The sequence below is a fragment of the Methylocella tundrae genome, assembly GCF_038024855.1.
In the GTDB taxonomy this organism is placed as follows: Bacteria; Pseudomonadota; Alphaproteobacteria; order Rhizobiales; family Beijerinckiaceae; genus Methylocapsa; species Methylocapsa tundrae.
Genome location: NZ_CP139089.1, coordinates 2,491,985 through 2,517,843, shown reverse-complemented (window position 1 = coordinate 2,517,843; position 25,859 = coordinate 2,491,985). Strand labels below are relative to the sequence as shown.

The 25,859-nt window shown below is 62.9% G+C and carries 22 protein-coding genes; 9 read left to right on the top strand and 13 right to left on the bottom strand.

Annotation, left to right across the window (positions count from 1 at the left end; genetic code table 11):
* The first annotated feature begins 51 nt into the window (after positions 1–51).
* The 3 genes from SIN04_RS13925 (at position 52) to SIN04_RS13915 (ending at position 2,657) form a co-directional block, all read left to right on the top strand.
* Complete coding sequence (locus SIN04_RS13925; protein WP_134490119.1) at positions 52–459, top strand: GlcG/HbpS family heme-binding protein; 408 nt, start codon at positions 52–54, stop codon at positions 457–459.
* Positions 460–670: 211 nt separating this feature from the next.
* Positions 671–1,027, top strand: coding sequence for a hypothetical protein (locus tag SIN04_RS13920; protein ID WP_134490117.1), 357 nt, complete (start codon positions 671–673; stop codon positions 1,025–1,027).
* A 109-nt stretch (positions 1,028–1,136) separates the two neighbouring features.
* A complete protein-coding gene (locus tag SIN04_RS13915; RefSeq protein WP_134490115.1) occupies positions 1,137–2,657 on the top strand; it encodes a cyclic nucleotide-binding domain-containing protein in 1,521 nt (506 codons plus the stop codon).
* A 28-nt stretch (positions 2,658–2,685) separates the two neighbouring features.
* On the opposite strand, the gene SIN04_RS13910 is transcribed toward SIN04_RS13915, so the two are convergent.
* Positions 2,686–3,027: a DUF5335 domain-containing protein gene (locus SIN04_RS13910; RefSeq protein ID WP_134490113.1), complete on the bottom strand. Its 342-nt coding sequence runs from the start codon at positions 3,025–3,027 to the stop codon at positions 2,686–2,688.
* Between the two features lie 260 nt (positions 3,028–3,287).
* Between SIN04_RS13910 and SIN04_RS13905 the strand changes: the two genes are divergently transcribed.
* Together SIN04_RS13905 and SIN04_RS13900 are read left to right on the top strand one after the other, a co-directional pair.
* A complete protein-coding gene (locus SIN04_RS13905) occupies positions 3,288–4,286 on the top strand; it encodes a zinc-dependent alcohol dehydrogenase family protein (RefSeq protein WP_134490111.1) in 999 nt (332 codons plus the stop codon).
* 9 nt (positions 4,287–4,295) lie between these two features.
* Positions 4,296–4,802, top strand: a complete 507-nt coding sequence (locus tag SIN04_RS13900; RefSeq protein WP_134490109.1) for a DUF6790 family protein — start codon at positions 4,296–4,298, stop codon at positions 4,800–4,802.
* 3 nt (positions 4,803–4,805) lie between these two features.
* Here the strand turns inward: SIN04_RS13900 and SIN04_RS13895 are convergent, their stop codons facing one another.
* Complete coding sequence (locus SIN04_RS13895; protein ID WP_134490107.1) at positions 4,806–5,465, bottom strand: histidine phosphatase family protein; 660 nt, start codon at positions 5,463–5,465, stop codon at positions 4,806–4,808.
* A 152-nt stretch (positions 5,466–5,617) separates the two neighbouring features.
* Between SIN04_RS13895 and SIN04_RS13890 the strand changes: the two genes are divergently transcribed.
* Complete coding sequence (locus SIN04_RS13890; RefSeq protein WP_134490105.1) at positions 5,618–6,040, top strand: hypothetical protein; 423 nt, start codon at positions 5,618–5,620, stop codon at positions 6,038–6,040.
* 79 nt (positions 6,041–6,119) lie between these two features.
* Here SIN04_RS13890 and SIN04_RS13885 read toward each other — a convergent pair whose 3' ends face one another.
* The 3 genes from SIN04_RS13885 to SIN04_RS13875 all read right to left on the bottom strand — a co-directional run bounded on the left by SIN04_RS13885 (position 6,120) and on the right by SIN04_RS13875 (position 10,654).
* The gene (locus tag SIN04_RS13885) at positions 6,120–7,640 is read right to left on the bottom strand and encodes an efflux transporter outer membrane subunit (RefSeq protein WP_341263990.1); all 1,521 of its coding nucleotides are present in this window, start codon (positions 7,638–7,640) and stop codon (positions 6,120–6,122) included.
* Positions 7,641–7,814: 174 nt separating this feature from the next.
* Positions 7,815–9,482 (bottom strand): DHA2 family efflux MFS transporter permease subunit, encoded by a 1,668-nt coding sequence (locus SIN04_RS13880; protein WP_341263989.1) that lies wholly within the window; start codon positions 9,480–9,482, stop codon positions 7,815–7,817.
* A complete protein-coding gene (locus SIN04_RS13875) occupies positions 9,479–10,654 on the bottom strand; it encodes an HlyD family secretion protein (protein WP_197731983.1) in 1,176 nt (391 codons plus the stop codon). The genes SIN04_RS13880 and SIN04_RS13875 overlap by 4 nt, the downstream gene beginning before the upstream one ends.
* A gap of 131 nt (positions 10,655–10,785) precedes the next feature.
* Between SIN04_RS13875 and SIN04_RS13870 the strand changes: the two genes are divergently transcribed.
* The gene (locus tag SIN04_RS13870) at positions 10,786–11,403 is read left to right on the top strand and encodes a TetR/AcrR family transcriptional regulator (protein ID WP_341263988.1); all 618 of its coding nucleotides are present in this window, start codon (positions 10,786–10,788) and stop codon (positions 11,401–11,403) included.
* On the opposite strand, the gene SIN04_RS13865 is transcribed toward SIN04_RS13870, so the two are convergent.
* The 4 genes from SIN04_RS13865 to SIN04_RS13850 all read right to left on the bottom strand — a co-directional run bounded on the left by SIN04_RS13865 (position 11,391) and on the right by SIN04_RS13850 (position 15,942).
* Complete coding sequence (locus SIN04_RS13865; protein WP_134490097.1) at positions 11,391–12,062, bottom strand: LutC/YkgG family protein; 672 nt, start codon at positions 12,060–12,062, stop codon at positions 11,391–11,393. The two genes, SIN04_RS13870 and SIN04_RS13865, sit on opposite strands and share 13 nt — an antisense overlap.
* Positions 12,059–13,489 (bottom strand): lactate utilization protein B, encoded by a 1,431-nt coding sequence (locus SIN04_RS13860; protein WP_341263987.1) that lies wholly within the window; start codon positions 13,487–13,489, stop codon positions 12,059–12,061. The genes SIN04_RS13865 and SIN04_RS13860 overlap by 4 nt, the downstream gene beginning before the upstream one ends.
* Positions 13,490–13,492: 3 nt before the next feature.
* A complete protein-coding gene (locus tag SIN04_RS13855; RefSeq protein WP_341263986.1) occupies positions 13,493–14,245 on the bottom strand; it encodes a (Fe-S)-binding protein in 753 nt (250 codons plus the stop codon).
* A gap of 65 nt (positions 14,246–14,310) precedes the next feature.
* On the bottom strand, positions 14,311–15,942 hold the full coding sequence (locus SIN04_RS13850; protein ID WP_341263985.1) for an L-lactate permease: 1,632 nt from the start codon (positions 15,940–15,942) through the stop codon (positions 14,311–14,313).
* Between the two features lie 709 nt (positions 15,943–16,651).
* Between SIN04_RS13850 and SIN04_RS13845 the strand changes: the two genes are divergently transcribed.
* Positions 16,652–18,508 carry an assimilatory sulfite reductase (NADPH) flavoprotein subunit gene (locus SIN04_RS13845; RefSeq protein WP_134490092.1) on the top strand — a complete coding sequence of 619 codons (1,857 nt, stop codon included), beginning with the start codon at positions 16,652–16,654 and terminating at the stop codon, positions 18,506–18,508.
* Between the two features lie 10 nt (positions 18,509–18,518).
* Complete coding sequence (gene cysI / locus SIN04_RS13840) at positions 18,519–20,255, top strand: assimilatory sulfite reductase (NADPH) hemoprotein subunit (RefSeq protein WP_134490090.1); 1,737 nt, start codon at positions 18,519–18,521, stop codon at positions 20,253–20,255.
* Positions 20,256–20,329: 74 nt separating this feature from the next.
* Here the strand turns inward: cysI and SIN04_RS13835 are convergent, their stop codons facing one another.
* The 4 genes from SIN04_RS13835 to SIN04_RS13820 all read right to left on the bottom strand — a co-directional run bounded on the left by SIN04_RS13835 (position 20,330) and on the right by SIN04_RS13820 (position 25,649).
* Positions 20,330–21,265 carry an AEC family transporter gene (locus SIN04_RS13835; protein WP_134490088.1) on the bottom strand — a complete coding sequence of 312 codons (936 nt, stop codon included), beginning with the start codon at positions 21,263–21,265 and terminating at the stop codon, positions 20,330–20,332.
* A gap of 87 nt (positions 21,266–21,352) precedes the next feature.
* Positions 21,353–22,297 carry a serine O-acetyltransferase EpsC gene (gene epsC / locus SIN04_RS13830; RefSeq protein ID WP_134490086.1) on the bottom strand — a complete coding sequence of 315 codons (945 nt, stop codon included), beginning with the start codon at positions 22,295–22,297 and terminating at the stop codon, positions 21,353–21,355.
* A 110-nt stretch (positions 22,298–22,407) separates the two neighbouring features.
* Positions 22,408–23,661, bottom strand: coding sequence for an MFS transporter (locus tag SIN04_RS13825; protein WP_134490084.1), 1,254 nt, complete (start codon positions 23,659–23,661; stop codon positions 22,408–22,410).
* A 380-nt stretch (positions 23,662–24,041) separates the two neighbouring features.
* Positions 24,042–25,649 carry a hypothetical protein gene (locus SIN04_RS13820; protein WP_341263984.1) on the bottom strand — a complete coding sequence of 536 codons (1,608 nt, stop codon included), beginning with the start codon at positions 25,647–25,649 and terminating at the stop codon, positions 24,042–24,044.
* Between the last annotated feature and the right edge of the window lie 210 nt (positions 25,650–25,859).

The following is a 25,859-nucleotide window of genomic DNA, read 5'->3' as shown; positions in this document are numbered from 1 at the left end:
GGATGAAGGCGCAAGGACCGCCATCGAGCCGACACGAAGGGAAGAAAAGCCATGTTCACGAAAAAGAGCCTGACCCTTGCCGACGCCAAGGCCATCGCGGCGGCGGCGGAAGCCGAAGCGCTGAAAAACAACTGGAACGTCACGATTTCCATCGTCGATGATGGCGGCAACCTCATTTATTTGCAGCGTCTCGACGACGCAGGCATTGGCTCCGTCGCTGTGTCGCAGGAGAAGGCGCGCACCGCCTTCCTGTTCAAGCGGTCGACGAAAAGCATCGAAGAGGTTGTCGCCGGCGGCCGCGCGGTGATGCTGACGCTTCCGGGGGCGACGCCGATCCAGGGCGGCCTGCCTTTGCTCAACGAGGGCCGCGTCGTCGGCGCCATCGGCATTTCGGGAGTGCAATCCTCGGAGGACGAGCAGATTGCGCGGGCCGGGGTCGAGGTCGCGGCAAAGCTGTGACGTCAGGGCCCCTCGATCGCTAAGGCGCCGCTCCTCGCATCCATTTAAGAGCCGCGGCGTTTGACGGGCTTTCAACGTGTCTTTGGCCGGACGGAAATTGACAAACCGATTGGGGTCATCCACGACTTGCTTTCATAACAGAAGTCAAACGAGAACGTCGCTCGCAAGGGACAAAGGACCGGCGCGGCGACGGCATTGATCGGAGATGTAAATGGGTGAGGCGGATACCGGGCTGGCGGCAGCCAATCCATCAGTAAGAGCGGCGCGGGCGAAACGCGGCGGCCTGCTTGGCGTGATCTTCGCTTTTTCGGCTTCAGCCGCCTGCGCGCAGGGACTTGAGGGAACGCCTGAGGAGCGCGAGGCCTGCACGCCAGACGCGCTGAATTTGTGTCAGGCCTATATTCCGGACGCGGAGCGCATCAAGGAATGTTTGATCCAGCATGTCAGCGATCTCAGTCCTGCCTGTCGTGAAGTCTTCGAACCGAAGCAAAAGAAATCCGGGCTGGAGTATTTTACGGTTGCGCCGAACCGGAAAATTTCTCTAGCCTCTTATCCGATCCTGTTCTGACCAGGCGGCCCGGCGTCCCCTCGCATGAAAAGGCGCTGAGGCGGAGGCGGCCCGCGCGGTCGCGGGATAAATGCGATCTGAGCCGCTGGCCGGAGAAAGTTAAGGACACGTGCCGCCCTGGCCGCCGGTGATCGCCAACCATCCGCAGATCGCTGTCGCGATCGGAGCCCTTTTCGTCGCGGCGCTTTCCCTGCTCATATTATCCTTCCGGCGCGACGCAATGTGGCGGCTTGCCGGAAGGATCGGGCTTTTTATTGCGCTCACCGCCGTTCTCGTCAGTCAGGGAATCGAGCCTTATCTGCCAAGCGGCGAGCCCGCGCCAGGCGCGACGGGCCAGACCGGCGTTTATCTCCTCGAGATTTTATGGTGGGTCGCACTGGCGCGAAGTCTCGTCGGCATCGTCGACGCCTTTGTAATCTTTGAGCGAAGGCCGCACGAGAGCCGGCTGTTCCAGCAGCTGATCGCCGGCCTGATTTACCTCGGCGTTCTTTTGGCCATTGTCGGCAACGTCTTCAATGTTCCCGTCGGCGCGCTTTTCGCGACGTCGGGCGCCGTCGCCATCATCGCAGGTCTTGCCCTTCAGAGCACCCTCGCGGACGTTTTTTCAGGCATTGCGATCAATCTTGGACGATCGTATCGCATCGGCGACTGGATCATCATCGACGGCGGAATCGAGGGCAAGATCGTGGAAGCCAATTGGCAGGCCGTTCATTTCCTGACCGCAAGCCATGATCTTGCGATCATACCGAACAGCGTTCTCGCCAAAGCCAAGCTCATCAACGTCAGCTATCCCGACGAGGCGCATGTCGTCACAACCGCCGTGCGGCTCGAGCCGACCATTCCGCCCTCGCATTTCGTCGATATCGCCCTCGAGGTGCTGGCGAGTTGCAACGTCATTCTGCATGATCCCGCCCCTAACGTCGCGATCAAGTCGCTCAGCGCGTCCGCGATCGAGCTGGAGCTGAGATATCGCATTCCCAACCGGTCGGTTGTAGACGACGCGCGAAATGAAGTTCTGGATCGCGTCTTCCGGCACGCCGCGGCGGCTGGACTGAAGTTTGCTCCGGCCCTGGGGGACGTCGTGCCGCCTGCGACGGGCGCGGAGGCGACGCAGCCAATGCGGACGCCCGAGCGAATCATCAAGAATCTGCCGCTGTTCTCCTCGCTCGGCAATGAGCACATAACCTTGCTCGCCGAGAAGATGAAACGTACGGAATACGCGGCCGGCGAGCCTGTGATTGAGCGCGGCGCCGTGTCGCAAACGCTCGCCATCCTGCAGTCGGGCGCGCTTGCCCTTTATCATGAAGTGAACGGGCGCGAACATGAATTGGTGCGGCTCGCGCCCGGCGATTATTTCGGTGAAGGCGGTCTTTTGCTCGGAGAGCCGCAGCACGGCACGATCAGGGCGCTGACCCGCGCGGTCGTCTACGAAATCAAGGCGGACGATCTTGCTCCCGTTCTGCGTGAGCGCCTGACCCTTTCGCAGGAGCTGGGGCAGGCTCTGGCCCGCCGGAGCGCGATGCAGGCGGCGGACGAAGCCGCCGGGTCAGGCCGCGCCGAGCATTCCGCAAAGCGCCTGGCGGATCGCATCAGAGAATTGTTCCAGCTCGACCTGTCCTCCTCACGCTGAGGATGACAGGAGAAGCCTGCGCTGCCGATTACCGTGCCGGCGGCGGCAAGGCGAGCGGCTGCCGGAACCTGACGATCTGCCGGTTATCGTCTCCATCGACGATTTCGACGCTTGCCAGCGCTTCCTCTCCGGCGTCGACAAAAACATCGCGGGGCTTGGCGATCAGATGATCGATCCCATCGAGCGCGACTTCGATGATGTTATCCTTAGGGTCGTAGACGAGGCCGATGAGCGGCAGCCACGAGGCTTCAACCTGGTCGCCGAGCTTTAGGGATGCGACTTCGATCTCCGCCTGCGCGCCCTTCAGCGTCTTGCTCAGATGGTCGAAGTATGGACCCCATTCGGCTTTTTCGAGTTTTTTCGCGGTCATGACAATCTCCCTGACTGAATTATTCGATGCGTTTGATCCGAAGAACTTTTCGAATGTAGCGCCCGAAGCTCGCCCGCGTTTGCGATAAGACAAACCAACACGCAGACTAGCGCGCCAAACCGAGGCTGGCCAGCACAGGCTTGAGGTCGACGCCGCGTCATAAAAAGGGGAAAAATGAAGGATTGGGATTTGAGAGGCGCGCGCTCCGGGCGATAGTTGCGCGCCGCCATGAGTCCTGGGTGAAAACGGATGTTGCGCCGATGAAAGCGATGATTTTTGAAGGTCCCGGCAAACCCCTCTCTCTGAAGGAGGTTGCGCCGCCGCGGCCGGACGAGCATCAACTGCTGATCAAGGTGCGCGCCTGCGCCGTGTGCCGCACGGACCTCCATATCATCGACGGGGAATTGACGCGGCCGAAACTGCCGCTCATTCCTGGACACGAGATTACCGGCGTGGTGGCGGGCCTCGGCGCGAAAGTGACGCGCTTCAAGCTCGGCGACCGCGTCGGCGTGCCCTGGCTTGGCTGGACCTGCGGCGTTTGCGATTTCTGTCGGTCCGGCCGGGAAAACCTATGCGATAAGGCGCGTTTTACCGGCTACGACATCGACGGCGGCTTTGCGCAATTCACCGTCGCCGACGAGCGCTTCAGTTTTTTGCTGCCGGACGCTTATTCCGACGTCGCGGCGTCGCCGCTGATGTGCGCAGGGCTGATCGGCTACCGGTCTTTGCGACTTGCCGGCGAAGGGCGTCGCCTTGGCATTTACGGCTTCGGCGCCGCCGCGCATATCATCACGCAGGTCGCAAAGCATCAGGGCTGGGAGATCTACGCCTTCACCCGGCCGGGCGATGAGGCGGCCGAGGCTTTTGCCCGTGAATGCGGCGCGGTCTGGGCCGGCGGCTCCTTGACGGCGCCGCCCGCGCCTCTCGACGCCGCGCTGATTTTCGCTCCCGTCGGGGCGCTGGTTCCGGCCGCGCTGCGCGCGCTGGCGAAGGGCGGAACCGTCGTTTGCGGCGGCATTCACATGAGCGACATACCGGCCTTTCCCTATGCCGATCTCTGGGAGGAGCGGATGATCCGCTCCGTCGCAAATCTGACGCGGCGGGACGCTGAGGAGTTTCTCGCCCTCGCCCCGGAGGTTCCGGTCAAAACCTCGACCACCCTCTATCCGCTGGAGCGCGCCAACGAGGCGCTCGAGGATCTGCGCCATGGCCGCATTTCAGGCGCCGCCGTGCTCGCGCCGCCAGACATTTCCGCGTGAGACGCGAGCATGGATCATTCAATCATTGGCAGTCTCATTCGTCTCGTTCTGGTGAATTTCTCGAGCGTTCTCTTCATCGCCGCGCTGGCCTGCGCGGCATTGGATCGCAAAGGTCCGGCGGCGGAGCGCACGCTCTCCTGGCTGCTGCTTCTGCCGATCGGGATCGGCGGCTTGTGGAGCGCCTTCTTTCATCTCGCCTACCCAGAGATGACCGCCCGATTCATTGGCTGGGAGAACAGCCCTTTTCAGTTCGAGGTCGGCATGGCTGACCTTGCTTTCGGCGTCGCCGGCTGCGCCGCTTTTCGCGCCAGCTTCGGCTTCCGGGCCGCGACCGTGCTGGTCAATGCGATCTTTCTCCTCGGCGACGCCGCCGGGCATGTGCGGCAGATGATCGCCGCGGGAAATTTTGCTCCCGGCAACGCCGGCCCGGTCTTCTATCTCGACATTATCCTCCCGCTCGCCAGCATAGCGCTTCTTCTCATGTCGCGCCCGCGCCGTCCCGCCAAAGGGCAATAAAGCTCAGCTTGCGTCGGTGCGGTCCGCCATCGCGTCGAAAACCTCGTCGCGCGCGGCCTCAAGATGGGCGGTCTCTCCCCAGCTTAGCAAAAGCCAGCGGCCGTCCCGTCTCTCGATCCAGTTCAGCGCGGCGTTGAGCAGCGGGAAATCGCGTTTCGCCTGAAGCCCCTGGCCCGTCGCGAGCCGGCGCAAGACGTCGAGCACGCCGCCATGCGTCACGACAAGCACCGTCTCGCCGCGCCGCTGGTCAGCAGCGCTCGTGAAAGCCGCCTCGATGCGCGCTGAAAAATCGTGCAGGCTCTCGCCGCCGGGCGGAGCGTGGTCCGGTTCACGTGCGCGAAATCGGGCGTAATCGGATGGGTAGCGTGCTTGCGCCTCCGCGTGCGTCAGCCCTTGAAACGCCCCAAGACAGCGTTCCCGCAAGGCCGGCGTCGCCACGATATCGAGGCCAAGGCCCGGCGAAGCGTCCGTCGCCGTCTGCAAGGCGCGCGCAAGGTCGCTGCTGTAGATTGCATTAAAGCTCAGCGTCGCGAGCGTCCTTGCCGCCGCTTTTGCCTGCGCTCGTCCGACGTCGTTCAAGGGGATGTCCACATGGCCTTGCAACCTGCCGGCCGCGTTCCAAGCGGTTTCACCGTGGCGGATCAGGCAAAATCTGGTCGGCATCTAAAATTCCGTCTGACAGTGCTGTTGGATGGAGAAGGGCGTGTGTGAATTTGACTTTTCGCCAAATGAACTTTGGCTGAGAGGATCCGTTAATGCTATGCTGACTGCGTGTCGCTTCAATGGCCAATGCTCTAGCTGGAGCCGGGACGATCATGCTGATATTCGACTTTGCCTCGATCGGCGGTGACATCAGAATAGACGAGGAAGAGCCTCTCCGGCTGCGCGAATTGATCGCCGGCCTGCGGTCCGGGTCGCTGCCTGCGACGCTCATTCTTGATCGGGTTGAACCGGACCTTTCCGATGAAATCCGCGCCGTTGCAGCGCATAGAGGCGTCTCCGCCGAGAGTTTTATCGTCAACGCGCTGGTGAATTTCGCCTTGGACGCCGCTGATCAAGCCTGGCGCCGGATGTCGCGGCGAACCGCCCATTCCGAGGCCGATGGCGAAGCTGAGGCGTTAACCAATCTCCTTTCGGAAGCTTTGCGCCGGACTCTTGTTCGAGACCTTCGGATCGGGTCGGAGTGGCCTGCCGAGAAATCGGCCGCAACGCTCGGGCGTCGCGTCGGAACCGCCTGAGGCTGCTCCAACGGCCGCCGAATCTGAGCACCGCGAGCCGTGAGCTATCGTCCTCTTTCGATGAGGGGGTTGTCCGCTGTCATTCCAGCGAGAGCGCGGCTTCGGCGGGATGCGGCGGCTCATTCGGGAATGTCGACTCCCAGCCGCCGCCGAGCGCTTTGTAGAGCTGGATGAGATTGGTCGAGACGTTGGTCGTGCTTTGCGCAAGCTGCTGCTCCGCCTGAAGCAGAGTGCGCTCCGCGTCGAGTACGGTGATGAAGTCCGCGACGCCATTGTTGTAACGTGTGCGCGACAGCGCCAGCGCTTCGCGCGAATGATCGACCTCAGCCTTCAGGCTGTCGCGCCGCCGTTGTTCGGCGCCGTAGGCGTTGAATGCATTGATGACGTCATGCCAGGCCTGAAGCACGGTCTTGTGATAGTTGATGGCGGCTTCCTGTTCCTGGCTGGTGCGCAGCTGGAGGGTGGATTTCAGCCGGCCGCCCTCAAAAATCGGCAGCTCGACGGCTGGTCCAGCCATATATTGCAGCGAACTGCCTTTCCAGAGCGTTTTGAGGGAAAGCGCATTGAGTTCGATGTTGCCGTTCAATTTGACGCTCGGATAGAAATCGGCGACGGCGACGCCGATATTCGCGGTCGCCGCATGCAGCTGCGCCTCCGCCGCCCTGATGTCAGGGCGCCTGCGCGCCAGCTCCGAGGGAATGCCGAGCGGAGCTCGGGGCGGGGTCGGCGCCGCCGGCTTCACGCGGGCGAGTTCGCCCTTCAACGCGCCCGGCTGTTCGTCGAGGATCAGGCTGATCGCGTTGATATCGACGTCGACCTCGTTTTCGAGGCTGGGCAACTGCGCGCGGATGCTCTCAACGAGCGCGGCGGCGTTTTCGACATCGAGGCCGCTCGTCAATCCCTTGGCGGCGCGCGTGCGCGTGAGCCCCAGAATTTCGCTGGCGCTCTTCAGATTGTCGTTGGCGATGGCGATCTGCGCCTGCGCGCCGCGCAGCGCCACATAATCGCGCGCGACTTCGGCGAAGGCTGAAACGAGCACGTCCCGGCGCTGATATTCCGCCATCTCCACCTGCGCATCGGCCGCCTCCACCTGACGTCTGACATGGCCCCAGATGTCGAGCTCCCATGAGGCGTCAAAGCCGGTCTGCCAGACGCTCACGGGCGGTATGTTCAGATTGGGTCCGGCCAGGCTCAGGACGCCATTCTTGCTGTAGAGTTCGCGCTGGTAGGAGCCGTTGCCGTTGATCGACGGCAGCGCCGCTGAGGCGGCGACGCCACGCTGGTCGCGGCTCTCGCCGAGCCGCAGCGTCGCCGTCGCGACGTCAAGATTGGCGTCCGCGACGCGGTTGACGAGCGAGGTCAGCGTCGAATCATGAAACGTCTTCCACCAGGCGGCGTCGGCCGGCGCGCGGGCGGGGTCCGTCGTCGCCGCGTCGGCCGCTCTCTCTTCGGGACTGCGCGCCTCCGGCTTGCCGAAAAATGACGCGCGCGGCAGCAATGGATCGGGCGGCGTGAAATCCGGTCCGACGGAATAACAGCCGCTCGTCAAAAGAGAAGCCAGCGTCGCCGCCGCCAACCCTATGCCGTGTCTCTTGATCATAAAGGTCCCGATCATAAGGGTTCTGACGCGGTCCGCGCAGAAATCAAGTCCCGCCCGCATTTCTCTGCACTCAGAATGTCATTCATCATATCAAGAACGCGGTTTCGAAAAAGGGCGGCTTTGCCGCATTATCACAGCGATCAACATGAACTTCATTGTTGAAGCCGTCATGGTCTAGTGGACCGCGGCGGCCGGACCGCCGCCAGCCTTCTTGTTGGTCAGGAAGAAACAGAAGGGCACGACGCAGAAGGCGACGACGCCCACGTAAAGGAACACATCGGAATAGGCGAGGATCTGCGCCTGGACGCGGAAGGCCTGATAGACCATTCCGACCGCGAGGTCGTGCGCGGCGCCGGCCGCGTGTCCCATTCCGACAAGGGTTCTTTGGTAACTTGCGACCAGCTCGTTATAGGGTTGATGGAAGGGCGTCGCCCATTTCGAAAGCTGCGCCTGATGCGCTTGCGTCCGCTCGGTGATCATCGCCGTCGCGAGTGAGATTCCGACCGAGCCGAACACGTTGCGGAACATGGTGAACAGCGCCGTCGCATCACCGTTCAGGCGGCGCGGCAAGGTGATATAGGCGATCGTGCTGATCGGAACGAACAGAAAAGCAAGTCCCGCGGTCTGCGCGGCGCGCATCGTCACCAGCGTGAAGAAATCGATGTTCGGCGTCAGGCGGCTCGAATAGAAAAACGCCGCCCCCATGACAAAGAATCCGGCCGCGATGATGAGGCGGGTCTGAACGAAGCGCATCGCCACGCCGATGATCGGGATCAGCAGGATGATCGCTATGCCGCCTGGAGAGAGAATGAGGCCCGACCAGGTCGCGTTATAGTTGATCACCGTTTGGGCGAATTGGGGAATGACGACGGCGCCTGCGTAAAGAGTGGCGCCGACGGCGGAGATGCAGACGCACCCCATCGCGAAATTCTTGTCTTTGAAGACGTCGAGATTGACGATCGGATGCTTTGCGACCTTCAGCCAGACGATCGCGCCAATGATGCCGAAAATGGCGAGGCCCGCCATCACCTGGATGAAGGATGAGCTGAACCAATCTTCGTCCTCGCCACGGTCCATCATCACCTGCAGGCAGCCGAGGCCGAGCGTAATCAGAGCGAGGCCGATGACATCGATGCGCCGCGACATCCGTTTTGCCCAGGGCGGGTCCTCGACCAGAACGGAGACGAAGAACACGGTGATCAGGCCAACCGGCAGATTGGCGAAGAAAATCCAGCGCCAGTTGTAAGTGTCGGTGATGAGGCCGCCGAGAGTCGGTCCGAGCACGGGGGCGACGATGGTTGCAATCGCCGTCACGCCGAACGCGGCGCCGCGTTTTTCGGGCGGAAAGGTGTCGAGGATGATCGCCTGCTGGCTCGGCTGCATGCCGCCGCCGAAAAAGCCCTGCAGCAGGCGGAAGGCGACGAGCTGCGGCAGGCTGTCCGCGATGCCGCAGAGAAACGAGCACACGGTGAACATCGAGATGCAGATGATGAAATAGCGCTTGCGGCCGATGACCGAGCTGAGCCAGCCCGAAATCGTCAGAACGATGCCATTGGCGACGAGATAAGAGGTGAGAGCCCATGTCGCTTCATCGTTGCTCGATGAGAGGCTGCCGGCGATATGCGGCAGCGCGACATTGACGATCGTCGTGTCGAGGATTTCCATGAACGCCGCCAAGGTGACGACGACGGCGATCGCCCATGGATTGTGTCCCGGCTTCCATGCGGCCTCCGCCTCATGTCCGTGCGAATGGGCTGCCGCGCGGGACCTTGAGCCCTTTGCGCCAGCCTCGCGCGATCTTGCCCCGGGCGAGCCGGCGGCCCGCGCAACGGCCGCGCTCATTTTAGCTTCACCGTCGGCACGACGGAGACGCCGAGGGGAAGCGGCAGTTTTGGATCGAGGCCGCTGTCGATGACGATTTTGACCGGCACGCGCTGAACGATCTTCACGAAATTGCCGGTCGCGTTCTCCGGCGGGAAGGCCGTGAATTTCGATCCCGATCCGAGCTGAATGCTGTCGACGTGGCCCTTCAGATCAAGATGGGGATAGGCGTCGACTTCAATGTCGACCGGCTGGCCCGGACGAATGCGGTCGAGCTGGGTTTCCTTGAAATTGGCCGTCACCCATACCTCCGGCGAGACGATCGAGAAGATCGACTGGCCGGGCGTTACATAATTGCCGACCTCGACGTTGCGTTTGGTGATCCAGCCGTCCTGCGGCGCCCGCACGACAGTCCACTCGAGGTTCAAATTCGCCTGATCGAGTTTTGCCTGAGCCTGTTCGACCTGGCCATGGAGTTGGCCGACTTCCGCGTCGGCCTGGCCGATCCGTTGCGGCACGGGCTCTGCCTGCGCCACCTGCGCTTCCGCGAGCGCCACCTGAGCTTCGGCCTGGCGCAGCGCCGCGGTGGCGGCGTCGACTTCCTGCTGAGTTGTCGCCGGCTTCGGCAGGCTGCGCTGGCGTTGATAATCGGCTTGCGCCCTTGCGGCGGCGGCCTGCGCGGAGGCAAGCTGCGCCTGCGCCTGCTTCAATTGCGCGGGGAAATTCTTCCGCGCCACCTCGGCGCCGAGTTTGAGGCCAGCGAGCTGCGCCTTGGCGAGATCAAGCGCGCCCTGTGCGGAATCGCGATTCTGGATATATTGCCTCGGATCAATATGGATCAGCGCCTCGCCCTTGCGCACGAACTGATTGTCGCTGACATCAAGCGAGACGACGAGTCCCGAGATCTGCGGCGCAATCGTCACTGCGCGGCCGTCGGTATAGGCGTCGTCCGTTGATTGAATATCGCGCGTCGACAAATAGAGATAAGCGCCGCCCGCGACGAGCGCCGCGATGACAAGGAAACCGACAAGCAGGAAGGAGCGCTTCTTCTTGGGAGGCTGCGCTGTGTCTTCAGATTGGGTGTCGTCCTCTTCCTCTTTCGGACGATCCTCCTCGGCCAGTTCGGGGGCGTCGGCCTCGGGGGCCTTCTCACCGTATTCGCGCAACAGCTCAGTCTCTGATTGTCGATCCATCTTGCAATCCGTCGAACCTGGGGGATGCTGCTCAAACCAATAAGGCTTGCGCGAAGGGCCTATTCCGGTGCATAGCATCTATCAACCGAACTCTGTGGTACGGTTACAGCGTGAAAGCATGCAAGTCAACGATGTCCATTCTCTGTCAAGCAAAGCGGGTGCCGCGCGGCGACAAACGCCGTGACGAGATCGCCGCTGTTGCTGAAGATGTGTTTCTTGAGCGCGGTTATGCTGAGACGACGATGCAGATCATTGCCGCGCGCGCGGGCGCCTCAAAGGAAACGCTCTACAGGCACTTTGGCTCCAAAGAAGCGATGTTTTCCGAGGTCGTGCGGCGCCGCTCTTTGCGCATCACAGGCGGCGAGGAGAGCGAATTATCTGGTCGGCCCGAGAAGGTTCTCCTCGATTTAGCGCTGAACCTCCTGCGCTTCCTCAACAGCGCGGATTCGCTTTGTCTCTATAGGGTCGTTGTGGCGGAGGCGCCGAGGGAGCCAGACCTTGGCCGCATTTTCTATGCGCAGGGTCCAGGCCGCGTCCTTAATCGGATCACGGGCTATCTCGAGGCGGCGACCAAACGCGGGGAGCTGCGTTGCGCCGATGCCGATCTGGCCGCGAGGCTCTTTCTCGGCGCCGTCATCGCCCATCACCAATGTCTGAGCCTGGTTGGGGGGGCAGTGTTTTCCGACACGCAGCGGTCGAGCCACGCAAAAGAGGCCGTCGCTCTGTTTATGGCGCGCTATGGCGTCTGAATCGAGGCCCGCGCATCTATGATGATCGCGTGAAGAAACTTGGGGCCATGCGCGCCTCTGACGAGCGTCCCCTCGATGTCAGCCGTGCCGCTCGCGCCGGTGATGAGATTCACATTGCGAGGCGCCCCGGCGCCCTTTTCGGCCAGCGCATAATCTTCGAGGTGGAGGAGGATCCGCTCGCGTTCGATAACGCAGATGTGATGCAGCGGCAGGAAGGACAGTAAGGTCGCAGATGTGGGTCCCGAGTGGAACACGAAGGTTCCAGTCTCTGCGATGGCCCAGCGCGCCTTTGCGACGGCGAGCCTTTCATCGCCGGCGATCGCCGTCTTGAGGGTAAAGCCGCTCCAGTCGAGCCGCCGCAAATCCGGATCGGGCTGCAACGCCAGCGCATGTTCGAGGCCGTGAGCGTCACAATAGCGGGCGACCGCGGCCGGCGTGTCTTCAAGCTTGCCGATGCGATCGACGCTGGCGCCGACGACCTTGGCTGAGACGAGCCGCGCGGCGAAGGCGTCCACGACATCGCCGCCGGGAAGGCGGGGGCGGCTCTCGTTCGATTCCAGCGCCAGCGCAGCGGCCTGCGCCGCGATCTCGGCCGGGTCATTTGCTTCGCGGCGCAGGTTGCGCCGGATCGCCGCCAGAATTTCCTCCCTGACGCTCAAGAGGGAGTCTTTCGGCTGTGCGCGTGGTAGTCCTCAAAAAAGCTGCGCGCGGGCGGCTTGGGGAAATCGCGATAGCGGGTCCAGCCGGAAGCCAGGGGCAGTTTGCTGATCCAGCCTTCCTTGGCCAAGAGCCGGATCGCCCGGATCGCGAGCCGCGTTCCGATGCGGTAAAGGAACGGATAGGTGGCGGCGAACGCCCATAATCCGAGAAAGCTGCGCTGCGTCTTCGGCTCCAGCCCTTCGGCCCAGCTTTTTTCGCGCCATCCCCGCAGCATCGTCGGCAATGGAATGTCGACCGGACAGACTTCCTGACAGCGGCCGTTGAGGGTGCAGGCGTTCGGCAAATCGCGCGACTTCGCCAGGCCGTCGAGAACCGGGGTCAGCACCGAGCCCATCGGTCCCGGATAGACGCCGCCATAGGCATGGCCGCCGATCTCATTGTAGACGACGCAATGGTTCATGCAGGCGCCGCAGCGCACGCAGCGCAGCATCGCGGCGAGGCCCTGCTCGAGCATACGCGTGCGGCCGTTGTCGACGAGAACGATATGGAATTCGCGCGGTCCGTCGAGGTCGCCGGACTGCTTTGGGCCGCAATGGAAGGTCGTATATTGGGTAATGTCGGCTCCCGTCGCCGAGCGCACGAGCAAACGCAAAAGCACGAAAGCGTGGGAGAGGCTCGGCACGAGCTTTTCGATGCCCGCCGTCACGATATGGACGCGCGGGATGGTCGTCGTCAGCTCGGCATTGCCTTCATTCGTGACGGTGCAAACGGCGCCGCTGTCGGCGATGAGAAAGTTCGCGCCGCTGATCCCGACATCCGCGCCGAGGAAGCCGCCGCGTAATTCGCGCCTTGCGCTTTCGACCATGGAGCCGACGTCGTCGCCGTTGAGCGGCATGTGGTGATGCTCGCGAAACAGCGCCGCTATGTCTTCACGCTTGTGATGCAGGGCCGGCCAGATGATGTGCGAGGGCCGGTCATGGGCAAGCTGGACGATGTGCTCGGCAAGATCGGTCTCGACGCGCGTCAAGCCGGCTTCGTCCATCGCATGGGGCAGCCCAATCTCTTCGCCCAGCATCGACTTGGAGCGCGTCACTGTCTGCGCCTTTGCGTCCCGGCAAATGCTGATGACGATGCGGCAGGCCTCGTCCGCGGTCGCGGCATAATGCACGACGGCGCCGGAGGCGCGGGCGTTGCGCTCGAACTCGATCAGATAATGATCGAGGTTTTCGATCACGTGATCCTTGATGCGGCGGCCGAGATCGCGGGCTTTTGCAAAACCCGGCCAATCGGCGACGGCGGCCTCGCGCTTTTGTCGCGCCGTGCGCGTCGTGCGGTCGATCGCGATCTTGAGATTGGGGTCTGCGAGCGCGGCGTCAGCGCGCGCCTTGAAGGAATCGACGGATGCCGCGTGCGCTGGAGCTGACATTGTTTAGGCTTCCTCGCCGATCGCCGGACCATCGCCCATGCCGGCAAGGATTTCGGCGACGTGAAAAGCGCGGACGCGGGAGCCGCGCCGGTGCAGTTTCCCGGCCATGTTCATGAGGCAGCCGAGATCGCCGCCAAGAAGCAGGTCGGCTTCCGTAGATTCGATGTTTTTTGCCTTCGCTTCGACGATCGCATTCGAGATCGACGGATATTTGACGCAGAATGTGCCGCCGAAGCCGCAGCAGGATTGAACCTCGGGCAGCGGCGTCAGGATCAAGCCTTCGACGTCGGCGAGAAGAGCGCGCGGCTGCCGTTCGACTTTGAGTTCGCGCAGGCCCGAACAGGTATCGTGGTAAGTGGCGCTCGCCCGCAGGCTCACGCCCTCGGGGCGATAGCGGCAAATGTCGACGAGGAAGCTGATCAGCTCATATCCCTTCGCCGCCAGATTTTCCGCGCGCGGGCGCCACAGAGGATCGTCTGCGAAAAGCTCCGGATAATGCAGCTTGATCATGCCCATGCAGGAGCCTGAAGGGGCCACGACATAATCGAAATCCTCGAAGGCGGCGATGACCTTTTTGGCGATTTTGCGCGCGTCGGCCGAATCTCCCGAATTAAAGGCCGGCTGGCCGCAGCAGGTCTGAAGGCGTGGCGCAATCACCTCGCATCCGGCGCGCTCCAGAAGGGCGAGCGCGGCGAACGCCGTGCGCGGCCGGAACATCTCGGCAAGGCATGTGACGAAAAGTCCGACCTTGAGCATGGGCTTAATGCAGCATCATCCGCGTGAATCATAGGCCTGCGGCGTTGCGAGGCAAGTTTTCTCGCTTAATGAACCGGAATCATCCACGGCGTGACATACTGCTGCACCAACACGATGAGCCCAAGCAGCAGGGTCAGCACAATGCTGTGCTTGAAAGTGCGCGCGAAGACCACGCCCTCCTGCCCTTTAAGATCGGTCACCGAAGCGCCGGTCGAAATGTTCTGCGGCGAGATCATCTTGCCCATCACCCCGCCCGAGGAGTTGGTGGCCGCGATGAGCACGGGATTGAGGCCAAGCTGATTGGCCGCCACGACCTGCAAGTTGCCAAACAGGGCGTTGCCTGATGTGTCGCTGCCGGAGAGGAACACCGCGATCCAGCCGAGGAACGGCGAGACAAGCGGAAAGATGAATCCCATTGAGGCGACGCCAAGGCCCAGTGTGTAATTCAGCCCTGAGTAGTTCATCAGATAGGCGAGCCCCACGATCAGGGCGACGGTCAGAATGGCGAGTCGACTCTGCCGCCAGGTGGTGCCAATGCACCCGATGAACCGGCGAGGGCCGACGCCGACGAGGCCGGCGGTGAGGATTGTGGACAGCAGGATCGCGGTGCCTGTCGCCAGTGGCTGGAACACCCAGTTCGCGGCATAAGGCTTGTTATTGTAGAGAGTGATAAGCACCTCATTGTGCAGGCCGGGCCATGGAATCGACTGCTGGCCGATCGTGAACACCTTGAGATGGGTCCACACGATCACGACCGCCGAGACGATGAGCCAGGGCAGCCATCCTTGCCAAGCGGACATCTGACTTCCATGCGCTTTCGGGGCGAGATCGGCGCCGCCTGTTTGAACGATCCGGAGCGAAACCGAAAACTCCGGGTCGGGCGCGGGCTTCCAGACGCGGAGGAAAGCCAGCGTCGCAATCAACGCGGTGAGCGATGAGAGCACATCGGTCAGCGCATAGTCGAGATAGTTCGAGGAGACGAACTGGCCGAGCGCAAAGCTGCCTCCCGCGACCGCCAGCACGGGCCACAAGGCGCGCACCGAGCGCATCCCGCCGTAGATCGCCATGACGTAGAACGGCAGCAGCATCGCTATAAACGGCAGCTGCCGCCCGATCATGGCGCCGAGCGTCACCGGCGAGAGGCCTGTGACCTGGCCAAGCACCGTGACGGGCGCGCCGAGCGCGCCGAACGCGACGGGCGCCGTGTTGAAAATCAGCGTGAAGGTGAGCGCCTCGAGCGCCGGAAAGCCGACGAGGATCAGCAGCGCGCTGGTGATCGCGACCGGCGTGCCGAAGCCGGAGATGCCTTCGAGGAGACAGCCGAAACAGAAGCCGATGACAACCAGAACGATTCGGCGGTCATTCGGCAGGTGGTTTAGAACCCAATCGCGGAACGCGTCAAAACGGCCGGATATGACCGAAATATTATAGAGCAACAGCGCGTTAAAGACGATCCACATCACCGGCCATAGAGCGAACACCGCGCCCGCGACAATGCTGTTGAGGGCGAGCGGGACCGGAAATCGCCAGATGAGGACAGCGATGAAAAAGGCGACGACGAGTCCGCCCAGCGAGGCCTGCCATGCCGGGCGGCGCAACACGCCGAGCATGACCAGCACGACGACGATCGGCACAGCCGCGACCACAAAGGACAAGGCCAGGTTGCCCGCAACCGGCGTCAGCAATTGATGGAACATATTTCCTCCCCGTTTTATTTCTTGTCGATCGTCTTGTTACGTGCGCGGAGCAGTTCGGCAATTACGTGCGGCGCGGCGGCTCGCCGCGTCGAGTCGCCGCGCGAGACAGGTAGCGTCGCTCATGGGCGCTTCAAAACCCATTCCTGATGACATTATCAAGACAGAGCCAGCGTGTGCGCTGGTTTTGGCGAAGGAGAGTGACCGACCGGAGGAGAGAAAGGAATGGCGGCTTGGCGAGGGAGGGGCGACGCTACGGGGGCGCCGAAGGGATCACAGACCTGCCGCCACATTCGTGTTTCTCCGCCAGGGCGATAAGTTTCGACCCTTCGCCAGTTTCAGAAGCCGCCTAAGGACGGCCTCCCGCATCGTTTGTTCGCGCATCCCCGCAGGGCGCCTTTTGTGCGCGGCGCGCACGCGAAAGCAGCGTCAATTCTGCCGAAAGGATTGGCAGATAACTGAACCAGCGTGCATTTTTGGCAGGGGCGCGCGGCATGCGACGGTTTCAAGGTTATCGAAGGGAAGGTTGCTTGGCAAGACGCGCACTCACCTCGCTCGCGAGGCGCCATTTTTCGATCAGTCTGAAAGCGGATTTGGCCGCCAACGAATAATCATCTTGCCCTTGGATAGCCGCATCGGATAGAAACAGACAGAATAAATCCGAGAATTAAAATATATATCTGGATTTTTATGTGAAATCAGGACGGCGAACTTGCAACGCGTTGACCCCTCGAAGTTCCTAGGCCCCGGGCTGCTGAGCGCGCAGCAATGGGAGCAGCTCAATGCGCTCTCGGCGACTTTAAGCCCACGCCAGGCGCTTTGGCTCAGCGGCTATTTCGCCGGGATAGAAGCGGCCCGCGCCGAAACTTCGACGGCGCTCCCTGACGCGCCAGCGGCCTCGGTCGCGCCGCCTCCGGAAATGGCGCCTTCGACGGCCGTCGCCGCGCGCACGCTGACAATCCTTTTCGGTTCGGAAACAGGCAACAGCGCCGCTCTCGCGCGGACCGCCGCCGCTGAAGCAAAGGCCCTCGGCCTTGAGGCGAGCGTCGTCGACATGGGCGACTATAAGCCGCGCCGCCTCAAGGAAGAGCAGGATCTTCTCATCATCGCAAGCACTTACGGCGAGGGCGACCCGCCGCAGCCGGCAATGGCGTTCTTTGAATTTCTCGAAGGACGCAAGGCGCCGACGCTGGAGGGCGTGCGTTTCGGCGTGCTGGCGCTCGGCGATTCAACCTACGAGAAATATTGCGAGGCCGGCAAGCGGCTCGACCGCCGCTTTGAAGAGCTTGGCGCGGAGCGGCTTATCCCGCGCGTCGACTGCGACGTCGATTACGATGATCCGGCGGCCGCCTGGATCGCCGACGCGCTGGCGCGGCTTGCGCTGAGCGAGGGCAAATCGGCGCAGCACGCGATCACCGCCGCCCTGACGAGCGCAAGGCCGGCGCCGGCCGTCTTCGACAAGCGCAACCCTTTCGCGGCGACGATCAATGACAATCTGATATTGACCAGCCGCGGCTCGACCAAGGAAACGCGTCATATCGAAGTTTCGTTGATGGGCTCGGGCCTCACTTATGAGCCCGGCGACGCGCTTGGGGTTTTTCCTCGCAACGATCCGGCCCTTGTCGAGAAGATCGGGGGCGTCCTCGGCCTTGACCTTTCGGCGCCGCTTGCGTTGAAGGACGGCGAGGCGCCGCTCGCCGAGGCGCTCGCGGCAAAATTTGAAATCACCGCCGCGACGCCGCGGTTCATCGAACATTGGGCCGAGATTTCCGGCGCAACCGAGCTGAGCAAGCTCGCCGGCGACGATCACGCCGAAGAGCGCGCCGCCTATCTGCGCGAAAATCATATTATCGACGTCATCCGCGCCTTTCCGGCTCCTGGCGTTTCAGCCGAAGCTTTTTTGGCGGGCCTGAGGCCGCTGCAGCCGCGCCTTTATTCGATCGCGTCGAGCCTTGCAGCCAATCCCGGCGAAGCGCATCTCACCGTTTCCTCCGTGCGTTATATGCTGCACGGCGAGCCCCGCGCCGGCGTGGCGTCCGGCCATCTCGCCGATCGCGCCGCGCCGGACACGACGGCGCCGGTCTACATCCAGTCCAATCCGCATTTTCGGCTGCCGGCCGACGACGTTCCGATCATCATGATCGGCGCCGGCACGGGCGTCGCGCCCTACCGGTCCTTCATGCAGGAGCGCGAAGCGCGCGGCGCCACAGGACGCTCGTGGCTGTTCTTCGGCGAGCGTAATTTCCGCACCGACTTTCTGTATCAGCTCGAGTGGCAGGCCTATCTCAAGGACAAGGTTTTGTCGCGCATGGACGTCGCCTTCTCGCGTGATCGGACCAACAGGGCCTATGTGCAGCATCGGCTCGTCGAGGGCGGGCGCGAGGTCTTCGCATGGCTTGAGGAGGGCGCGCACGTCTACGTCTGCGGCGACGCGGCGAAGCTCGCGCCCGATGTGCACGCCGCTCTGATTTCCGTCGTCGAGACGCATGGCAGACGATCGCATGACGCGGCCGAGCACTATGTGCGCGGCTTGCAGAGCGATCATCGCTATCAGCGCGACGTCTATTGAGGATTTTGCGATGACGAAGAGCCTGCCCCATCCGGACCGCAGCCGCGATATCTCCCAGCCGCTCGACAGGCTCAGCCCCGACGAGCGCATGAAGGTCAGAAGCGATTATCTGCGCGGCACGATCAAAGAGGGACTTCTCGACGCGATCACCGGCGCCGTCAGCGGCGAGGACAACGCCAAGCTGATGAAGTTCCACGGCATTTACGTGCAGGACGATCGCGACCTGCGCGACGAGAGGCGCCGCCAGAAGCTCGAACCAGCCTATTCCTTTCTGATCCGCCTGCGGCTTCCCGGCGGCGTCTGCACGCCCGCGCAATGGCGAAAGCTCGACGAACTCGCGCGGGCCTATGGCAATGGCTCGCTGCGCGTGACGACCCGCCAGACGTTCCAGTTTCACTGGGTGTTGAAGAACGACCTCAAGGACACGATACGCGGCCTGCACGAGGTTCTGATCGACACCATCGCCGCCTGCGGCGACGTCGTGCGCGGCGTCATGGCCTCCGTCAATCCGGGCCTGTCTTCGCTGCACGCGGAGGTTTACGACGCGGCGAAGCGGCTCAGCGAACACGCCATGCCCAATATGCGCGCCTATCATGAGATCTGGTACGGCGAGGAGCGCGTTGCGACGTCGGAGCCCGAAGAGCCCTTCCTCGGCAAGCAATATCTGCCGAGAAAATTCAAGATCGGCTTCGTCATTCCGCCGATCAACGACATCGACGTCTATACGCAGGACCTCGGCTTCATCGCCATAGCCGAAAACGGCCGGCTTCAAGGCTTCAACATCACCATCGGCGGCGGCATGGGCCGCACCGATCAGGCGCCTGAAACCTATCCGCGGCTCGGCGACGTCATCGGATTCATTCCCAAGGACAGGCTGCTCGCGGCGACGGACGCGGTGATCGGCGTCCAGCGCGATCATGGCGATCGCGTAACGCGCGCCCATGCCCGCTTCAAATATACGATCGACGATCTTGGGCTGGATTGGGTGAAGGCGGAGATTGAGCGGCGCATGGGCTTCGCGCTGGCGCCGGCGCGCCCCTTCGCCTTTACAACCAATGGCGACGCCTATGGCTGGGCCAAGGGCGAGGATGGCCGCCATCATTTCACGCTCTTCGTCGAGAACGGGCGGATCGTCAATCGCGAGAATTTCGCGCTTCTCGATGGTTTACGCGCCATTGCCGAGGTTCATCAGGGAACGTTCCGGCTGACGCCCAACCAGAATGTCGTGATCGCCGATATTCCGGAGAAGGAGAAATCGAAGATCGCCGCACTGTTGAAGGCGTATGGGCTGGATCATCGCAATGACCAGAGCCTCTTGCGCCTCAACTCCATGGCCTGCGTCGCCCTGCCGACCTGCGGCCTCGCCATGGCCGAAAGCGAGCGCTATCTGCCCGCGTTGGTGACCAGGATCGAAAAAATCCTCGCGGCGAATGGGCTGGAGCAAGAACCGATCACCATCCGTATGACCGGCTGCCCCAACGGCTGCGCAAGGCCCTATGTCGCCGAAATCGCCCTCACCGGCCGCGCGCCCGGAAAATACAACCTTTATTTCGGCGGCGGCTTCTTTGGCCAGCGCCTCAACAAGATGTATCTCGAAAACGTCGGCGAAGAGGCGATCCTCGCCGCGATCAGCGAGATCGCCGCTCATTATGCGCGCGACCGCACGCCCGGCGAACATTTCGGCGATTTCACCATCCGCGCCGGCTATGTGAAAGAGGTGCGCGCGGGGCGGGAGTTCAATGATTGAGGGCTGCGTTTGGCGCGCCAGTAGCTCTCATCCTGTACGACCCGCGTTGATGAGCAGGGCGGCGCCTCCGCCTATCATCCCCCGAACGCCAGATAGGCTGAAATCGTCAGCAAGGATGCAATCGTCGAAAAGAGGATGACGGCGGAGGTCACGTCGGCCTCGCGCCGATAATATTCGGCGAGCATGAAAGCGCCGGTGCCGGTCGGCAGCGCCGCCATCAATACGGCCGTCCTGGCGGCGATCGGCGACAGGGCGAAGACGTATCGAGCCAGCAGCCACGCGAGCGCGGGCTGGCCGACGAGTTTCAGGACGATGAGAAGGCCGACGGCGCCGTCATCGCGCTTTTTTGGCGCACTCTTGCCGGCGAAAAACAGTCCGAGCGCGACGAGCGCGCAAGGAGAGGCCGCGCCGCCGAGCAGCTTGAAGAATATTTCCGCGTGATCTGGAATTGCAAAGCCGGAAGCGGCGACGAGGGAGCCGAGCGCCGGCGCGATCACAAGCGGATTGCGCGCCAATGATCTGGCGACCTTCAGCGCCAGAGGCCATATCCGTTTTTCGGCCTGCAGACCAATTTCAACCAGAATGATCGCGCCGCCGAAGAGGACGCAGGCGGTGAAGATCGTCGCGATGACGGCCCCGGTCTGGCTGGCCGGCCCTAGAGCCACAAGGCAGAGCGGAATGCCGATATAGCCGGTGTTGCCGTAAGCGGCGTTCAGCCCGTCGATGCTGGCGTCGGCGAGAGGGCGTCCCGCGCGCAGTCGAAGAGCGACGGTCACGGCGAAAGCGGCGGTACAGCTGAAGCCAAAGACGGCGATGAAGCCGGGCTGATACACAGCCGCCCAACTCGCATGGGCCATGATGTCGAATAGCAGCGCGGGCAGCGCCAGAAAAACAACGAAGCGGTTCAGTTCGCGCGAGGCGTCCGGCCCGAGCGCGCCGAGCCGCCGGCTGAGATAGCCGGTGAGGATCAGCGCGAAAATCGGAAAGACGACGCCGAAGGTAGAGAGCATGTTGCGCCTGGTCGGGAGCGAGGAGCCGCGACAAGGCTTAGCCGCTGCGGCGCAACAATCGAACGGCGATCAGTGGCGGGAATCGGATCAAATTCCGGCGCCGTCGTGGAAGTCTTCGCTGCGCACTTGCGCCTGGGAGATCGTGCTGCCGGGAGGCACGCTGCGGGTCAGCCAGACATTGCCGCCGATCGACGAGCCCCGGCCGATGGTGACGCGGCCGAGAATAGTCGCGCCGGCATAGACGACGACATCGTCCTCGACGATCGGGTGACGCGCCCCGCCCTTGACGAGCGCGCCATGCTCATCCGTCGGGAAGCGCTTCGCGCCCAGCGTCACGGCCTGATAGAGCCGCACATTCTTGCCGATGATGGTCGTTTCTCCGATGACGACGCCGGTGCCGTGGTCGATAAAAAAGCTCTCGCCGATCTCGGCGCCCGGATGAATGTCGATGCCGGTCGATGAATGCGCGATTTCGGCGATCATCCGCGCCAGCAGCGGCGCGCCGAGCTTGTACAGAACATGCGCGAGCCGATGATGCAGGATCGCGGTGACGCCAGGATAGCAGATCAGCACTTCGTCGATGCTGCGCGCGGCGGGATCGCCGTCAAAGGCGGCGCGGATATCGGTGTCGAGCAGCGCGCGGGCTTTCGGCAGCTCTTTTGCGAAAGCGGACACGACGCCGGCCGCAAGGTCGGATGGCGAGTCGATGATCAGGGCGGCGCCGGACGTGAACTCGAATTCGAGCCGAAGCTGCTCCAGCAATTCCGTCAGATTGACGTCTAGTGTATGGCCGACATAGAAATCGACCCCCTCGCAAGTGATCCTGCACGTGCCGAGGCGGTTCGGAAACAGCGCAGCGGCGAGGCCTTCCATAATGTGGATCAGGATCTTGCGTGAGGGCAGCTTGGCCGGTCCCTCGCGCGTTTCATGATCCTTGATCCGTATGTCGCGCAGCTCCGCGACGATCGCCTCGATGTTCCACGTGGGGCGAGCGCTCTCGCGAGCGCGCCTTTTTCTGATTTCCGGGTTCATCCTGCGACCCTCATTGTACGAAGTCCAACCGAATGCCTTGTCCGCGTTAAGCGCTTTTTAGGGCAGACAGTGAAGCTAGTCGATGGAATAAACGTCTCGTTCGGCGTCTCTCATTCAAGCCGGTCGGCGCGCCGTAACTCCGGAAAGCGCCAAGCCCAGAAGGCGACGACCAGAAGGGCGCCGACGCCGCCGAAGATCGCCGCCCCGGCGGCGCCGAGAAAGACCGCGGCGACGCTCGACTCGAAATCGCCAAGCTGATTGGAGGCTCCGATAAACACGTGATTGATGGCGCTGACGCGCCCTCGCATGGCTTCCGGCGTGCCGAGCTGGACCATGGTCTGGCGGATCACCATGCTGATCATGTCGAACCCGCCGAAGGCGATCATCGCCGTGACCGAAAGCCATATCGAGGTTGAAAATGCAAACACGATCGTCGCGACGCCATAGGCCGCGACGGACCATAGCATGATGGCGCCGACGCTCCGCCGCAGCGGATGGCGGGCGAGGATCAATCCGACAATGACGGCGCCCATGGCCGGGCCGCTGCGCAGGAGGCCAAGTCCCGCCGGGCCGACCTGAAGGATGTCGCGCGCGAAAATCGGCAAAAGCGCGGTGACGCCGCCAAACAGCACGGCGAAAAGATCGAGTGAAATCGCGCCGAGAAGAAAGCGATTGCCGCGCAGATAGGAAAACCCCGCCAGCAGGCGCTTGAGGCCCGTCGCCTCGTTCGGGTCGCGCCGCGCCGGCCGCGCTGTGACGCCGGCGATCAACAGCGCTGCGATGGCGTTGAGCGTCGCGGCGAGGCAGAACAGGGCGACGCCGTTCCAGGCGAGAAGCAGGCCGCCGACCGCCGGACCGACGATGGTGGCGGCCTGCAGCGAAGAGGTCGAAAGGGCGACCGCGCGCGGAAAAGCGTCAAGAGAGACGATGTCGGGCAGCAGCGCGGCCAGCGCCGGCTGGGAGAAAGATCGCGCGGAGCCGAGAGCGAAGACGATGGCGTAGATCGGCCAGACCTTTGGCGAGGCGCTGAAAATAACCGGCAAAAGGGCGATCGAAGCCAGAGCCTGCGCCACGAGGCAGACGATGACGACGTGGCGGCGATCGAATCGGTCGGCGGCGTGGCCGGTCGCCAGGATGAAAAGGATCGCCGGGAGGAACTGGGCAAGGCCGACGAGGCCGAGGCTCAAAGGGTCGTTCGTCAGCGCATAGACATACCAGCCGATGGCGACATTCTGCATCTGCATGGCGAAGGTCATCGCCATGCGGGCGCTGACGAAAAGCCGCAGATTTTGCCGCCGCAGAATCGGCGCTCCGGCCTGCAAAGGCGCGCTGGCTTGCGGAGTTTCAGCCGAGGCTTGCGTCATGTCGTCTCTTTAGGCTGTGGCGCGTGGTTAGAGCATATCCTTGTCGATCAGATCGGTTCGATCTGATCGACAAGGATATGCTCAAGTTTTTGAATCTGGAGCGATTTCTGATCGATCGAATGACGCCATTCGATCGGAAAGCGCTCTAGACGCGCCGAAGCGGCTTGGCCTTGAATATGGAGAAGCTGCGTCGATTGCTCAACGCAGGCTCCGAAGGCGGGTCGGGCAGGCTGGACGACGCGGCGACGATGCAGTGTGCTCTTTCGCCGCCGCCATCGTCTTTGCATTCGTCGGGCAAAACAAAAAAAAAGCATGATCGCGCCAATGCAGCGATCATGCTTGCCGGATTCGAGCGGGCCCGCGCCTCCGGCGCCGACCGATTAGTTGCGGGCGCCGGTCGCGGTCCGTCCCCAGTTCAGGATGTTGTTTGTCGCGCCTGTAATCGAACTGACCGCCGTGTCGACGAGGGCGAGCGGTCCGGTCGCCGCCGGGGAAGGCTTTTGCGGCGGCGGCTCGGCAGCTGGCGCCGCTTGCGCCAGCTGTGGCTCAGGCAAGCTTGCTGGCGCGCTTGTCTCGGCGACCCCGGCGGGGTTCGCAGCTTTGGTTTTGACGCCATTGTGGCTCGCGAGAGCCTTTGCGTGACCTTCGGATTCAACAGCGGCGGTCTTCGGCGCTCCGGCATGGGGCGCCTTCGCGGCGGTCTTTCCGATCACGCTCGGACGCGGCGGAGGAAGAGCCGCCGTTTTCACCGCGGTTTTCGGCGAGCCATCCTTGGCGAGCGCCGGTTTGCCATGCGCGGGCTTCCCCACCGCAGGCTGTGCAGGGGAGGATGGAGTTGTCGCAGGCTGGGCGACGGCCTCCTGAGGCTGAGTTTCCTGAGGCGCGGGGGGCGCGCCAATGAGCGCCGCGTCCTTCTTGATGAGACTGCCGTCCGGCCGCACGGCCGCCGTCTTCACCTTTTTTGCTTCGGGCGCGAGCGGCGCAGGCGGACTGGCGAGCGCTTGGCCGACAGCGGCGCCGCCCATGAGGGGAGGCGGAGCCAGAATATCCGGCGTGGCGCTCGCCGGGGCCTGTGGCGGCGCGGCATTGGCGGGATTGACGGCTTCGCTCAGCGAAATCACGCGGGGCGACGGTTCGTGCGCGGGCGCCGCGCTTGCCGCGTCCTCGGCGCTGGCCGAGGCCTGTTGCTGCGGCGCAGGCGCGGGGCTTGCGGCCTCCGCACTGGCCGTTGCGTTGGGCTTCGCGGCGGGCGTGGTTTCCTCGCTCTGCGCAACCGGGGTCTTCGAAGCCGCTTGCGAAGCTTCGGAAGCGCCATCGTGCCTGAAGCTGAAGCTTGCGCCTATGCCGGCGACGCCGGCGAAGACGACCGCAGCCATGAGATAGAGCGGGCGCCGGGATCTCTTTTCCTCGTCGGCCAAGGCGGCCTCGCCGGAGACAGCTGCGTCATCGACATAAACGAACCTGTCCAATTCCGCGCCCGCGCTCTCTAAAACAGTTTCGTCCCGGGTCGCGGACAGCGCTGCAGGCAGACTTTGCGGAACGCCCAAAAATTCCTCTGCGATGGCGGAAAAATGGCTCTCGACATAATCGTCCGGCGTGTCTTCCTCGTCGCGCAAGGCGCGCAACTCTACCGCCGCCGCCGGCTCAGGCGCCGCTACGGGTTCCGGCAGTCGGTCGGTTTGCCTCGCCGCGCGCAGCAGCGCCGCCTCAATCTCGGCGAAATCGCCTCCAATGACCGGCTCTTGCGAGTTGGCGTCGGCCGGCTCGAAAGCAGTCGCGCTTGCGTCTGTTTCGTGCTCCGGCTCGAAGCCGACCGCCTGACGCCCATCCTCGGTTTCGGCCGCCTTCTCGTCCGGGGCGCCGATGAGGCGCATGAGTTCGACGATAGCGGCCTCGTCGCTCACATGCGGGCTATCGGGCCGACGCATCCGCCGCTCAAACTCGTCCAGATCGATCAATGGCTGCCGTCTTGTAACTGGCTCGCTCATGTTTCTGACCCCTCACACAGTCCATCTGGCGGAACGCTGATCCCAAAGACAGCCTAAGCTGTGCCATAATGGTTAACAGACATTAAGAAAGTGCAATTGTGGCTGATCTTTGCCGCCCGACGCATAAGTTTGAAGTGGCGCGAGTCCTTAGCCCAAGGAACGAACGTCGACGCCACGCGCGAAACTAGATTACGCGGTTAAAATATTGGC